Origin of the sequence: Rhodoblastus sp., from assembly GCF_052145335.1 — a bacterium.
GTDB lineage: Bacteria > Pseudomonadota > Alphaproteobacteria > Rhizobiales > Beijerinckiaceae > Rhodoblastus.
This window is the reverse complement of record NZ_JBKQOU010000301.1, coordinates 1-13,555: the sequence shown is the minus strand read 5'-3', so window position 1 is coordinate 13,555 and position 13,555 is coordinate 1. Positions and strand designations below refer to the sequence as shown.

10 protein-coding genes and 1 pseudogene are annotated in these 13,555 nt (G+C 61.4%); 6 read left to right on the top strand and 5 right to left on the bottom strand.

The genetic code is table 11. The annotated features are described in order from the left end of the window. The 3 genes from ACLP2E_RS18385 to ACLP2E_RS18375 all read right to left on the bottom strand — a co-directional run. On the bottom strand, window positions 1-223 hold a 223-nt coding region (locus ACLP2E_RS18385; RefSeq protein WP_442466757.1), incomplete at its 3' end, for a hypothetical protein. Between the two features lie 79 nt (window positions 224-302). Beyond that, on the bottom strand, window positions 303-800 hold the full coding sequence (locus tag ACLP2E_RS18380) for a hypothetical protein (protein ID WP_442463003.1): 498 nt from the start codon (window positions 798-800) through the stop codon (window positions 303-305). Window positions 801-811: 11 nt separating this feature from the next. Continuing rightward, the gene (locus ACLP2E_RS18375) at window positions 812-2,083 is read right to left on the bottom strand and encodes a tyrosine-type recombinase/integrase (RefSeq protein WP_442463004.1); all 1,272 of its coding nucleotides are present in this window, start codon (window positions 2,081-2,083) and stop codon (window positions 812-814) included. An 852-nt stretch (window positions 2,084-2,935) separates the two neighbouring features. Between ACLP2E_RS18375 and ACLP2E_RS18370 the strand changes: the two genes are divergently transcribed. Next, window positions 2,936-3,964, top strand: coding sequence for an XdhC family protein (locus tag ACLP2E_RS18370; RefSeq protein WP_442466756.1), 1,029 nt, complete (start codon window positions 2,936-2,938; stop codon window positions 3,962-3,964). Next, the gene (locus ACLP2E_RS18365; protein ID WP_442466755.1) at window positions 3,961-5,643 is read left to right on the top strand and encodes an NTP transferase domain-containing protein; all 1,683 of its coding nucleotides are present in this window, start codon (window positions 3,961-3,963) and stop codon (window positions 5,641-5,643) included. Before ACLP2E_RS18370 ends, ACLP2E_RS18365 begins: the two co-directional genes overlap by 4 nt. Here ACLP2E_RS18365 and ACLP2E_RS18360 read toward each other — a convergent pair. Next, window positions 5,640-6,080 (bottom strand): PAS domain-containing protein, encoded by a 441-nt coding sequence (locus ACLP2E_RS18360; RefSeq protein WP_442463007.1) that lies wholly within the window; start codon window positions 6,078-6,080, stop codon window positions 5,640-5,642. The genes ACLP2E_RS18365 and ACLP2E_RS18360 overlap by 4 nt on opposite strands. Window positions 6,081-6,288: 208 nt before the next feature. Between ACLP2E_RS18360 and ACLP2E_RS18355 the strand changes: the two genes are divergently transcribed. Both ACLP2E_RS18355 and ACLP2E_RS18350 read left to right on the top strand, forming a co-directional pair. Continuing rightward, window positions 6,289-6,984, top strand: coding sequence for a hypothetical protein (locus tag ACLP2E_RS18355; protein ID WP_442463008.1), 696 nt, complete (start codon window positions 6,289-6,291; stop codon window positions 6,982-6,984). Then, window positions 6,959-8,293, top strand: a complete 1,335-nt coding sequence (locus ACLP2E_RS18350; RefSeq protein WP_442466754.1) for a TAXI family TRAP transporter solute-binding subunit — start codon at window positions 6,959-6,961, stop codon at window positions 8,291-8,293. The genes ACLP2E_RS18355 and ACLP2E_RS18350 overlap by 26 nt, the downstream gene beginning before the upstream one ends. A 9-nt stretch (window positions 8,294-8,302) precedes the next feature. On the opposite strand, the pseudogene ACLP2E_RS18345 reads toward ACLP2E_RS18350, so the two are convergent. Then, window positions 8,303-8,458: pseudogene (locus ACLP2E_RS18345) on the bottom strand (DUF1801 domain-containing protein); the annotation flags it as partial. Window positions 8,459-8,621: 163 nt separating this feature from the next. Here ACLP2E_RS18345 and ACLP2E_RS18340 point away from each other — a divergent pair. Continuing rightward, window positions 8,622-12,221 carry an indolepyruvate ferredoxin oxidoreductase family protein gene (locus tag ACLP2E_RS18340; protein WP_442466753.1) on the top strand — a complete coding sequence of 1,200 codons (3,600 nt, stop codon included), beginning with the start codon at window positions 8,622-8,624 and terminating at the stop codon, window positions 12,219-12,221. Beyond that, window positions 12,200-12,685 (top strand): VOC family protein, encoded by a 486-nt coding sequence (locus ACLP2E_RS18335; protein WP_442463011.1) that lies wholly within the window; start codon window positions 12,200-12,202, stop codon window positions 12,683-12,685. The genes ACLP2E_RS18340 and ACLP2E_RS18335 overlap by 22 nt, the downstream gene beginning before the upstream one ends. Window positions 12,686-13,555: the final 870 nt, after the last annotated feature.

Here is a 13,555-nt window from a genome sequence, read left to right as displayed (position 1 = left end):
CACGCGCCGAAGTGTGAGCGACCGGAGCGCCCAATAAAGAGCGCACCCACGTATCGAGGCTGTCGGGGGAATACATGGGAGTCCGCCCGAGATAGGTCATTTCGGGCCCCCCACCGACGCAGGCCAGTTTGGCAAGCGTGCGCGGCGAGCGTGAAATGCCCCATTTTTCAGTAAGGTAGCGAGAAGCGTCTGTGCGCCTGAGATAATGTGGCAGAGTGATCATGGCTGATTCCTCAGTAATTGCAGGACCAGCCGATTTATTTACCCTCAGTTACCGACCAAGCGAGGGACAAAAATGCGTGCTAAGGTGGGCGTCCTTCGATTTTGCGCCTGAGGCGCTTGATGACGCTTTCGATTTCAAAACCGCCTCTAGCCTTCGCCTTAATGACCTGACGCAGGGCGCTTCCAAGCGCCAAGTTTCGAGCCTCCTTCAACGCAAGCGCTTCCCGGATCATTTCGTCATCACCCGGGAATTGGCCAATGTAGCTTCCAGTAGGCCGCCCTTTTTCACGCCAAGAGAAGCGGCCCGGGCCGAGTATTTCGTGCCTAGAAGCGCCATCGTCTTCGCCGGAATTCAAAACCCACAATCTATTGACAATAGAGCGTCTTTCGTCAGGTGAAATTGCTGGCCATTCTTTGATCCGTTCACGGAATGAAACCAACTCACGCAACGCGTTGCCCTTTTTGCCACGCAAACGCTCCCGTGGGTTTAAGGCCAGCAATTGATCGATAAGGTATTGAGCCTCGCCAATGTCCGGCAGGTATTCATCATCATCGTCGCCTTCAACGTCGTCGGACAATTTCGCCTCCACTATTTCGATTTCTTGAAAGGGACGACTTTGCCGGTTGCTCCCTCCATCGCCGCCGAGATTGCGGTGCCTATCGTTTCTACGGCGCGGTGCATCGGGTCTGCATCCAGATGTGCGTAACGGTGGGTGGTGGAAGCTTGGCTGTGCCCAAGAAGCTTGCCGATGATCGGAAGCCCAAGGGACGCGCCGGCGCCGAAAGATGCAAAGCTGTGGCGAAGGTCATGGATGCGGACGCCCTCAAGTCCAGCGGCGCGTGTGACGGCCGCCCAAGGCTTCTTGAGGTCGGCGCGCGGCGCGCCATTCTTTTCTCCGGGGATGACGTAGGGGTTGTCTTTGATATGGGGCAGGTCGGTCAAAACCCGTTGCGCAGCGGCTGAAAGGTAGATCGGCTTCGCGCCGGTCTTGCTGTCAGGCAGATGAATGATGCCGCGCTCTAAATCGACGTTTTCCCATTTGGCGTCGAGAATTTCGCGCAACCGCGCGCCGGTCAGGATCAATAGGCGGATCGCGCCAGCCGCGTGAGGGTCGATGATTGTGCGCTGGTTCTCTTTGGGGACGTGCTTCGCCTTTGGATTCGTCTCGTCGATCGCCCAAGCAAGCCCGACAGTTTCCGCATCGCGGAGCGCGTCACCAAGGCGGCTGAATTCCTCGCTGGTCAGGAAGCGATCGCGCTTGCGCTCCTTGTTGCGCTCGATGCCTTTGGCCGGATTGGCGGCGAATTCGACTTCATCGCGCTTGGCGGCCCAGTTCCAGACGCTTGAAATCAAGGCCAGCACCCGGTTTGCCGAATAGGGCTTATCTGCCAACTTGGCATGAAGCCGGGCGACTTCGACGCGGCGAAGGTCAACTATGCGGGTTGAGCCGATGGCCGGGTTGATGAAGTTCCTCAGCAAGGCTTCGTAGTCGATCTTGGTGCCGCCTTTGCGCTTGGGCTCGACATGCAGCTTTATGAAGTCGTCTGAGACTTCGCGAAACGTGCGGACGGCGCGGGCCTTGCGCCGCTCGTCAACGGGGTCGGCTCCTTGCTCGACTTGCCCGAGGATTGTCTTGGCCTGCGAGCGAGCTTCGTCGGGCGTCAGGCGACCATGCTCGCCTAGAGACACGCGGCGCGAGCGGCCGTCCTTTCGAAACTGCGCGACATAAATCTTTTTGCCAGTCGGGAAAGCCCCGACGCCAAAGCCAGCAAGCGCGTCATCCCATAAGAATTCGCGGTCCTTGCCAACGGGGCAGGTGAGGGCGTCAACGGAACGTTTCGATATGCGGCCTTGGGGCATGGCTCGGACCTTCTGACATGGTTTCCCGGTAAGCGCTCGGTAAGCGTGGTAAGCAACCGGTAAGCAAAATCAGGATAAGTCGAGCGATTTGAGGAAAGCAAGGGAAATCGCGAGCGCTATGAAAATCAACAGATACGTGGCTTTTGGAAAGCTATGGAAATCAGGAGAAATTATCGACCATAAAACTTTTAATCAGAGGGTCATGGGTTCGAGTCCCATCGCGCTCACCATTGCCAGGCAATGGATCAAGCGTTTCTTTTAATTCACGGAAACGAACGGCCAGCGCGGGTCAAGCGCCCGCGCGTTCCTTTTTGCCTGTGACCTTGCCGACGAACACGCCAAAGCTCGCCGCGATGAAGGCTATGGACGAGAGCCAGCCTGTTTGGAGGGCATTGCGCCCGTGGGCGTTCTATTCGAACGCGCTCCGCCTTAAGATGTGGCTGTGCGGTTGCCGAGGCTCAAGGAGGGGCGGCGCCTCACCACCGTTTCCGTTTTGAAGCGGCGCGCTTCCAACTCCGTGTCTTGGTCCATTTCTGTACCTCAGGGTCGCCCAAGCTTCGCGCTTGGCGAAGCTCGCCGGCTTAGGGCGGTAACAGCGTCTTCTTCTCTTATCGCCGAGTTGTGAAAATCAGCGGTTGCGCTGACGCCGTAGAGCGAAAAGAGCCGCCTTCGCGGAGCCCGCTCCCGATGATTCATAGCCCGCCGCGCGCGGTCAAATATTTCGGTCCTTTGTCGGCTCGCGGAAAAAGGATAGCCGCCATGAAGAACCAATTGAGCCAAGAGAGCGTTCAACTTCCAAAACCGGAACAAATCCGCGTTCTAGCCGGGCTGTCGCGCTGCCAGGGGACACGAATGGACGACAATGACGAAATTGTCGGCTCGGGGCTCGCCTGGGGCAAGGAGGGGCGTGGCGTGGCTTTGGCCCCGGTCACGGCGAGTTGGGGATCGTCTCCGCGCCTTGCCGGCTCCCAGATGGCGGTGGACGATTCCGGCCATTTTATCGGCAAGGTGTCTGGCGGCTGTGTCGAGGGAGAGGTTCTGGAAACTGCAGCCCAAGTGATAGCGACGGGGCGCCCGGCCTTGCTGAAATTCGGCGTCAGCGACGAAAAGGCCTTGTCGTTCGGTCTCGCCTGCGGCGGCTCCATCGAGATTTTCGTCGAAAAGCTGTCCACTCCAGATTCTTTTGAACGCGTCCTCAATGGACCCTCCCATGGACATTCCACAGTTGCTCTGGTCGCGCCCGGCAGCGGCGAAAGGGCGCCCGTCGATGCCGAGGCGCCGCGGCGTTTCAACCTTGACGACGACTTCCGGTCCGTCCAGAAAGCCGAGGCGGGCGGAAGGAACGTCGCGATCGAAACGAAACGCGGCATTCTCGAATTCTGGCGTCCGCTGCTGCGGCTGTTCATCGTCTGCGCGGTGCATATCGCCCAGTCGCTGGCGCCGGTGGCCCGGTTGGCAGGCTATGCGGTGACGATCATCGATCCGCGCACGGCTTTTGCTACGCCCGAGCGCTTTGCGGGTTTTCACCTTTGCGCGCAGTGGCAAGAGGTCTTGCCTCAGTTCGCGCTCGACGAGTCCAGCGCGCTTGTCGCCTTGACGCACGAACCTCGGATCGACGATCCGGCGTCGGTCGCCTTGCGCTGCCCGGCTTTCTACATCGGCGCGCTGGGGTCGCGCTCGACGGCGGAAAAGAGGCGCAAGCGGCTGTTGTCGCAGGGCTTCGGAGAGCTCGCCCTGTCGCGCGTCCACGGTCCGATCGGGCTCGCTATCGGCGCCGCCAACCCAGCCGAAATCGCCATCGCCATCGCCGCCGAAATGACATCCGCCCTGCGGCGGCTGGAAGTCGAATCACAAAAGGTTTTGGGGAGCGCCGCCGAATGAAATTCGTCACGGTCGCGACCGAAAACGCCGAGGGCGGCATTCTCGCCCATGCCGTGCGGACGACAAATTTCTTTATCGCCAAGGGGCTGCGGCTGGATGCGGCGGCGCTGGCGCAACTGCTCGGCGCCCGCGTGGAAAAAGTCGCCGTCGCTTGGCTCGAAGCCGGCGACGTTCCTGAGGATCGCGCCGCCGAACGCGCCGCGCGCCATCTGGTCGGCGAAGGGGTTTACGCCAAGACAGCCCATGCCGGCCGCGTAAATCTCTGCGCCTCGCAAAAAGGCCTGCTGCTGTTCGAGCCTCAAGGCGTCAATGCGCTCAATCACGTCGACGAGGCGATCACCATCGCGACTTTGCCTTTGCACGACATGGTCGAACCGGGGCAGGTGGTGGCGACGATCAAGGTCAATCCCTATGCGGTACGCGAAGAAGTCGTCGTGGCCTGGGAAAAGGCCGCGAAAAGTTTTTGCGTGGCGGCGTTCCGACCGCGTCACGCTTCCCTGATCCAGACTTTGGCGCCCGGTCTCAAGCAGAGCGTTCTGGACAAGACCTCGCGCGCCACAGCTGAGCGGCTTGAGGCTTTGGGCGGCGCGCTGACCGCCGAGACGCGCACGCTGCACGAAAGCGAAGCGCTGGCCGCGGAACTGCGCCAAAGAATCGCCGCGGGCGACGATCTCATCCTGGTCTGCGGGGCCTGCTCCATCGCCGACCGCAATGACGTGATCCCCTCAGGCATCGTCGCCGCAGGCGGACGGATCGAGCATTTCGGCATGCCGGTCGATCCGGGCAATCTGCTGCTGCTCGGCGCCATAGGTGAGGTTCCGGTCATCGGCATGCCCGGCTGCGCGCGCACCTCACAGTTCAACGGCTTCGATTACATCCTGCGCCGCGTCTTCGCCGGGCTTGAGGTAGGGGGGGAGGTCATCACGAACATGGGCGTCGGCGGCCTTCTGAAGGAGACGCCCTGGCGCGCCGAACCGCGCGCCGCCGCCAAGAGCGGAACGGATTTTTCCACGGGCAAGCGCGCGCCCGCGCCACGCATCGCCGCGCTGGTGCTGGCGGCGGGGCTGTCCAGCCGGATGGGCGAAAACAAGCTGCTGCTTCCGCTCGAAGGCAAGCCAATGCTGCGCCATGTCGTCGATGCGATCCGATCCAGTTCCATCGCGTCGACCACTGTGGTGCTGGGCCATCACGCCGACGCGGTGCGCGCCCTGTTCGATGACGCGTACATCGGCTTCGTGGTCAACGAGGACTATCGGCAAGGTCTGTCGACCTCGCTGAAAAAGGGCCTCGGCGCCTTGGCCCCGGAAATCGACGGAGCGATGGTCTTTCTCGGCGATATGCCCGACGTCGATCCCGCTCTGATCGACCGGATGATCGCTGCGTTCGACCCTGGGCAGATGCGCGCCATCATCGTCCCGAAAAGGGCAGGGCGGCAGGGCCATCCTGTGCTATGGGGACGCGGCTTTTTCTCCATTCTGATGGAGAAAATGACCGGCGACATTGGCGCCAAGGCGTTCATCGGGCAATATGCCGAATGGGTCGCCGAGATCGAGGCTAATCATGACGGCGTCTTCACCGATCTCGACACGCCCGAGGCTTTCCGCGTGAGAAAGTTGCGGGAGCCGACGGGGGATGACGCGCCTCGCCGGCAGCCACGCCTGTCAAATATCGAGCGCTAATCGATCGCGGCGCCTTTGGCTTCCAGCGCCGCGATTTTCTTGCGCAACGCCCGCGTATCCTCGAACCGAGCCGTTACATCGCGCATGATCGCCGCCATGCCTTCCGTCGCGCCATCGGCGTCGCGCAGCAGGACGATGGTGAACTCGACCGAGATCCGCCGCCCGTCCTTGGTCAGCGCCGGCACGGCGAGCAGGTCGCCGGCGCCGTAGCGCGTTTCGCCGCCTGTCATCACCCGTTCGAATCCCGAATGATGGCGTTGGCGCAGAACTTCGGGAACTATCAGGTCGAGAGTCCGTCCGAGGGCTTCCTGCTCGGAAAAGCCGAAAATGCGGCGGGCGCCAGGGTTCCAGCACCGGATGAGCCCGTCGCTGTCGACTGCGACAATAGCGTCTCCTTCCGTCAAGAGCAGGCTTTGGGCGAGGGATTCAAATCTCACGAGGCGTCTCCTTTTCCGCAGCGCATTCTTGTTATTGAAGCCACTATAGGCGTTGCCGGGCGCAAAAACTTGCGCGGGAGCAATTTCGGAGAAACATGCAACGTCTCGGCTTGATGTGGCTCCACGGAAAGGGCCAACTATTCTTGGGCCTTGCCGTGAGTATTGGATCATGGTCCAGGGGTGACGGCGGCAGGAAGGGGAGCGCGGTTTGTTCAAACTGCCTTCGCTGCGGACCGCGGCCCTTATTCTTGCCGGGCTATCCCTGCTGGTCGGCGCGACGCTGGCGTTCGGCTATCTTGCGTCGCCGCACGCGACCTTGCGCATCACTTCCGGGTTTCCCAACACCATCGGCCAGAGGTTCGTCGCCTCTTTTGTCTCCGTCATGGCCAAAACCTATCCGCGCCTTCATTTTGAGCTGGTCAAGGTCGTCAACCTGGCCGAAAGCGCCAAGGCCATGGAGGACGGCAAGGTCGATCTGGCGGTGGTGCGCACCGACGTTTCTCCGCCCAGCAACGGCCAGACGGTCGCGATCTTGCGCCTGGACGTCTTCGCTTTCGTGTTCGGCGTCTATTCCTCGATCAAGGATCCTTCAGACCTGGCTGGCAAGGCGATCGCCATTCCCGAAGGACCATTCCAGCAATTCAACGCCGATTCGCTGGGCACCATTTTGAGCTATTTCAACGTTCCGCCGGAAAAGCCGTCGCCGGTTCCTTTGGCGAAACCGGGCGTAAAGCGGCGCTCCAGCCATTTCGGCGCTCATCGCTTGAAATGGCGCTCCGGAAAGAGCAAACTATTCTTGAGCCTTGCCGTGACAACAAAGCCTGAGGCGCCCTCGATCGCGGTTCCGGTTGACAGGCGTCAGGAAAGGGAGCGCGGCCATGTTCGGACTGCTTTCGCTGCGTAAAACCACATTCGTGATCGCCAGCGCTTTCCTGCTCATCGGCGCGGCGCTGGCGGTCCTTTACTTCACTTCGCCGCGCGCGACCCTGCGCGTGACGACGGGATTGCAAGGCACGGCGGGGGAGAAATTCATCAACGCCTTTGTCGCGGTCACCAAAACCGCTCATCCTCGCGTGCGCTTCGAACCCGTGCCCGTCGCCAATGCCGTCGAAAGCTCCAAGGCGATGGAAGACGGCAAGGTGGACATAGCCCTTGTCCGCACCGATATTTCGCCGCCGAGCAACGGTCAAACCGTCGCCATCATGCGCCGGGACGTCGTCGCTTTCATCGTTCCGGCGAACTCGTCGATCTCCGACCCGTCCGGACTTGCGGGAAAGACCGTCGCCATACCTGAAGGACCGTTGCAGCAATATAATTCGAATACGCTGGATACGATCCTCAGCTATTTCAATATTGCGCCGGACAAGGTGAAGAGAGTGTTCCTGCCGATTTCCGAGATCGGCCTCGCCATCCACCACAAACAGGCGGCTGCGGCCCTTGCGGTGGGGCCCGTCGGGGCTGGCGATCCCGAGGCTGTTGTGGCGGCGATCGCCAAGGCGACTAAGGGAGCTCCCGAGCTTTTGGCGGTCGATCAGGCCGACGCCATCGTTAAAAGATTCCCGCAATTCGAGTCGATCGATGTGCCCGAAGGGGCGTTCAAGGGCCATCCGCCGACACCCGATGACACCGTGACTTGCCTGGCCGTTACCTATCGCTTTGTCGTTCCGGAGACCATGCTGAACGTCGTCGCCGGCCTGATCGGCAAGTCCATTTTCGACACCAAGGAAAAGCTCATGGCGGCGTCGCCGATCGTCAGCCAGATCGAGGCTCCCGATACCGACAGCAAGAGTCCGCTTTTGCCCATCCATCCCGGCGTCGTCTCTTATCTGAGCAGTGGCAACCAGAGTTTTCTCGATTCGCTTCAGCAGTATATGTACATCATCGGCATCCCCTTGAGCCTGTTCGGCTCTTTGGGCGCCGTTCTGATCGGTCAATTCCGCAACAAGAAACTCGTGACCGATCAGCAGCAGGTTTATGAAATTCTGGTCATCGCCGACGCCGCCCGCACCGCCGACGCGACCGAAGTCGACAGGCTGGAAGGCGAACTCAACACGCTCATTGCCGACTGCGTCAATAAGCTTGCGAAAGGATCGACCGACACGTCCCAGCTCCCGGTGTCCTCGCTGGCGATCGATCACGCGCGACGGGCGATCGACAAGCGGAGACGTGAATTGGCGGCGCAGTCGGGCGCGCCCGTCCAGGAAGCGGGTTGAAGCAAGAAATCAGGACTTCGCTTTCTCCGAAACTTTCGACTTGCGGGAACTGTTCAGCGCGACCGCCCCGAGAACCAGCGCCTTGAAGGCGGACGCATCGACTTCTTCTCCTTCATGGATGTCGATCGCGCGTCGGATGTTTTCCTCGAGACTGGCGTTGAATAGATGGGTGTATCCGACATTCCCTCGACAAGCGTCAGTTTTGGCAGGAACTTGCCAGGTCGCCAAAGGAACGTTGTTCTGTGCTGGCGGTTGGTAAAACGCGGCCTTTTGTCGCGGTTGTCGTGTGGTACATTTCAGGCGGGGGGAAGCGCGCGGAGGCGCCGGAATGGACGTGGAAAGCCTTTCGCATTCGGCCAGCCCCGAGGGTGCGGACCCGGAGCCGCAATCCGTCGAACCCGCTCCCGACCGCCGGTTTCTCTCGGGAATCCAAGCCCTGGCCTATCTGCCGATATTGCAGCGGCTGAAAGACCTCGCGGCGGGGAAAAACACCGCCGGCTTCGTTTCGGGCTATCGCGGCTCGCCGCTCGCCGGGCTCGACCAGACCCTCTGGGAAATGAAAAGCCAGCTGGAGGCGCACCGGGTCAAGTTCCAGCCCGGCCTCAACGAGGATCTCGCCGCCACGGCGGTATGGGGCTCGCAACAGGTCAATTTGTTCGAAGGCGCCCTGTATGACGGCGTTTTCGCCCTGTGGTACGCCAAGGGCCCCGGCGTCGATCGCAGCATGGACGCGCTGAAACACGCCAATGCCGCGGGAACCTCGCGCTGGGGCGGCGTACTGGCCATCGCCGGCGACGATCACGGCGCAAGGTCCTCGACCCTGCCGCACCAGAGCGAACATATGTTCGCTTCGGCGATGATCCCGGTGCTCAATCCTTCCGGCGTGCAGGAATATCTCGATTTCGGCCTGCATGGCTGGGCGATGTCGCGCTATTCGGGGTGCTGGGTCGCGCTGAAGGCGACAGCCGATACTGTCGAAAGCTCGGCCGTCGTTTCGCTCGATCCGTTCCGCATCACATCGGTGATCCCGGCCGATTTCGCGCTGCCGCCGGATGGGCTGAATATCCGCTGGCCGGACAATGCGCTGGATCAGGAGCTGCGGCTGCAGCACACCAAGGTCTATGCGGCCATGGCCTATGCGAGGGCAAACAAGCTCGACCGCATCGTGCTCGACAGTCCCAGGGCGCGGCTCGGCATCGTCGCGACCGGCAAATCCTATCTCGACGTGCGGCAGGCGCTCGACGATCTGCAGATCGATTCCGCGCGGGCCGCCGGACTGGGCCTGCGTGTTTACAAGGTCGGGATGAACTGGCCGCTCGATTCCGAGGGCATTCGCCATTTCGCCGAAGGGCTCGATGAAATCCTCGTCGTCGAGGAAAAGCGCCAGCTGATCGAATATCAGCTCAAGGAACAGCTTTATAACTGGCGCGACGATGTGCGCCCGCGGGTGATCGGCAAATATTCCGACAAGGGCGAATGGGAGTTGCCGCACGAGGAATGGCAGTTGCCGGCGGCCGGCGAATTGAGCCCGGCGATCATTGCGCGCGTGATCGTCGCCCGCATCGCGCGTTTCGCCAAGGATGAAACGCTCAGCCTCCGGCTGGCGCTGCTCGACGCCAATGAACGCAACGCGGCGGCGCTGAAAAGCATGCCGATGCGCGTGCCGCATTATTGTTCCGGCTGTCCGCACAACACCTCGACCATGAGCCTGCCCGAAGGCAGCCGGGCGCTTGCCGGCATCGGCTGCCATTACATGGCGACATGGCTCGACCCCGAGCATACCCAGACTTTTTCGCAAATGGGCGGCGAGGGGGCGGCTTGGGTCGGGCAGGCGCCCTTCACCGGAACGCCGCATGTTTTCGCCAATCTCGGCGACGGCACCTATCAACATTCCGGCCTGCTGGCGATTCGCCAGGCCGTGGCGGCAAAAGTGCCGATCACCTATAAAATTCTCTATAACGACGCGGTGGCGATGACCGGGGGACAGCCGGTCGAAGGCGGCTTGAGCGTGCCGGAAATCGCCCGGCAACTGCTGGCGGAAAATCTTGCCCGCGTCGTCGTGGTCAGTGAATTTCCCGAGCATTATCTCGGAGCGGGACTGCTGCCTGCCGGCGTTGAAGTGCGGGGCCGTCACGAACTTCCGGAAGTCCAGCGCATCATGCGCGACATCGAAGGCGTGACCGCGATCATCTACGACCAGACTTGCGCGGCGGAAAAGCGCCGCCGCCGCAAGGTCGGAACTTATCCCGATCCGCCGCTCCGCGCCTTTATCAATCGACGCGTTTGCGAAAACTGCGGCGATTGCAGCGCCCAGTCCAACTGCATGTCCATCGTGCCGGTGGAGACCGAATTCGGGCGCAAGCGGAAGATCGACCAATCCTCCTGCAACAAGGATTTTTCCTGCGTCGAGGGCTTTTGTCCGAGTTTCGTCACCGTCCATGGCGGCAGGCTGCACAAGGCCAAGGGCGAGAGCGACCAAGTTTGGGTCGCCGGTCTGCCGGAGCCGGCGAAGCTCGAATTGAACGAGCCTTGCAGCATCTTGATCACCGGCGTCGGGGGCACCGGCGTCGTCACCGTCGGCGCGGTGATCGGCGCGGCCGCTGCGATGGAGGACAGATGCGTCACCGCGCTCGACATGGCGGGGCTGGCGCAGAAAGGCGGTCCCGTCACCACCCATTTGCGGATCGCGCGGCGCGACGAGGAATTGCACGCCACCCGCATTTCGTCGGGCGAGGCTTCGGTGTTGATCGGCTGCGACCTCGTCGTTTCGGCCTCGCCGGAAACGATCTTCAAGCTGCGGCCCTCCTATACGCGCGCCATCGTCAACGACGACTTTTCCATCACCAGCGAATTCGTCCGCGCTTTCGCCGCCCAGGCGAAAACCGGAGATTTAGAGGCGCATCCCGACCCGGTGTTTCAGCGGGAGGCGATGGAAAAGGTCATTGCCGACGCCTGTGGACCCGGCCGCGCCGACTTCCTGCCGGCCTCGCGTCTGGCGACAGCGCTGATCGGCGATTCCATCGCCACCAATCCCTTCCTGCTCGGTTACGCCTTCCAGAAGGGCGTGCTGCCGCTGTCCAGCGCCTCACTGTTAAAAGCCATCGAAAATCTGGGCGTCGCCGTCGAGCAGAACAAGCGCGCCTTCAATTGGGGACGGCGGGCGGCCCATGACATGGAAGCGACCCGAAAAGCCGCCGGACTGGACAAGCCGGCGGCAAGCGGCGAGCTTTTCGCGCAAAGGCCGCTGCATGTGCTGATAGCCTGTCTGGCCGACGAATTGCGCGCCTATCAGAATGAAAAATACGCGGCGCGTTTCCTCCAGCACGTCGAGGAAATCCGCGCGGCGGAATCGCGGATCGAAGGCGCAAGCGAAAAACTGACGCGAGCTTTCGCCCAATCCTATTACAAACTGCTGGCGGCCAAGGACGAATACGAGGTCGCGCGGCTCTATACCCGGCCGGAGTTTCTCCAGGAGCTTCAAGCGACTTTCGAGGGCGATTATTCGCTTTCGTTCCATTTCGCGCCGCCGATATTGACCAACGAGGGCGGGGGCGTGAGCCGCCCGCAAAAAAGGACGTTTGGCGGCTGGATGATGGGGCCTTTGCGGCTGCTGGCCGCCCTGCGCTTCTTGCGCGGGACGTGGCTCGATCCCTTCCGCTTTTCCCCGGATCGCCGCGCCGAACAGACGCTCGTTCGCGACTATGAGCAGATGATGGACGAGGTCGCTGGCGCGCTGGATTCGGGCAATCTCGCGGTCGCTATCGAACTGGCGTCGCTGCCGCAGCGAATTCGCGGCTATGGTCACGTCAAGGCGCGTTACGCGGCGCAAGCGAAGAAACGCGAGGCGGCGCTGAAACGGCGCTTTTCCGAGGTCACCGCGAAGACGCCGACGCCGGAGCAAAAAACATGCTCGCAAAGCAGCGCTTAACGACGTGCTTGTGGTTCGACGGACAGGCCGAGGAAGCGGCCCGTTTCTATGTGTCGCTGCTGCCGGATTCGCGGATCGACGCGATCAACCGGGCGCCCGGCGATTACCCGGCGGGGCAGGCGGGAAAAGTCCTGCTCGTCGAGTTCACGCTGGCGGGGCAGAAGTTCCAGGCGCTGAACGGCGGGCCGCAGTTCCAATTCACCGAGGCGATTTCGATGTCCGTCAGCTGCGCCGACCAGGCGGAGGTTGACCGGTTGTGGAGCGCGCTCACCGCCGACGGCGGCAAGCCGGCGCAATGCGGCTGGCTGAAGGACCGCTACGGGCTGTCGTGGCAGATCGTGCCCGAGGCTTTGCCGCGACTGATGGCGAGCGGCGACCCGGAACAGGCGGCGCGCGTGTTCAAGGCGATGATGCAGATGGTCAAACTCGATGTTGCAGAACTCGAACGCGCCGCTTCGGGTTAAGAGGCGCAATTCGTTTCCAGTCCCCGGACTCCGGCCTCTGGCAAAAGTGGAAATGGTAAAAAGTGGAAATGGCGGGTGAAAACGCCATTTGCCTGGCGGGCATCGTTCTTGTTATGTTCCACGTGAAACGCTTGCTTGGCGTGGCTTGGCGTCGTTGCGCCTTTCTCTTTGAAACAAGAAGATTTTCTGGCGCCTGCCTTCGGTCCGCGCGAGAGCCCGAAAAATATTCATCGCGCCGGCGTAAACGACAACCTGGCGGTTGAAGCGGGCAAAGCGCGGCAAAAATGAACAAAAACGAGCGGAAATCGATGGGTTTTTTCGCAAATTAATCAAAAAAACCGCGCTTTTTTCGCATTTTTTTCACCTCCGCCGCCTTCGCTTTTATTTGCAACCCGAGCGCGAATCGAGCGCCGCTGGAGCCTGTCCCGGTCCTCTTGACCCACCGTCATTGCGATGACGGTAACAAAAACAAAGGCTGGGGCGGCGAATCCCTTCTCCCGCAAGGGGAGAAGGGGAGCGCTCACCATGAGGGACTGTGGTCGCGAAATCGCGGCCGAAATGCCGTTTCATGTGTCGGGGTCCGCCGAAGGCCAGTTCGCGCAATGACGGCTGTTACCAAACCAGATCTTCGGCCTTTGACCGGAATTCGCCGAATTGGGTCCTTGCCGACGGGGACGAAGAGTCCGAGTTTGAACACCATATATAGCGCCATGGGCGGCAAGCAGACAGGCACGTTTTTTCAAGCATTTTCGCTTCGCGGATCTGAATAGGCTCGCGACGAATCAGCCGTCCATAAATATTGCGCGGCATAGGCGCGCCAGGGACGCCAGTTTTCGGCGCGGGCCAGCAACTGCCGGGGTGTCGGCCTCA

Coding starts and splice junctions, on each gene's coding strand:
- ACLP2E_RS18375 (WP_442463004.1), bottom strand. CDS start 2,083: ATGCCCCAAGGCCGCATATCGAAACGTTCCGTTGACGCCCTCACCTGC.
- ACLP2E_RS18370 (WP_442466756.1), top strand. CDS start 2,936: ATGGACGACAATGACGAAATTGTCGGCTCGGGGCTCGCCTGGGGCAAG.
- ACLP2E_RS18365 (WP_442466755.1), top strand. CDS start 3,961: ATGAAATTCGTCACGGTCGCGACCGAAAACGCCGAGGGCGGCATTCTC.
- ACLP2E_RS18350 (WP_442466754.1), top strand. CDS start 6,959: ATGTTCGGACTGCTTTCGCTGCGTAAAACCACATTCGTGATCGCCAGC.
- ACLP2E_RS18340 (WP_442466753.1), top strand. CDS start 8,622: ATGGACGTGGAAAGCCTTTCGCATTCGGCCAGCCCCGAGGGTGCGGAC.
- ACLP2E_RS18335 (WP_442463011.1), top strand. CDS start 12,200: ATGCTCGCAAAGCAGCGCTTAACGACGTGCTTGTGGTTCGACGGACAG.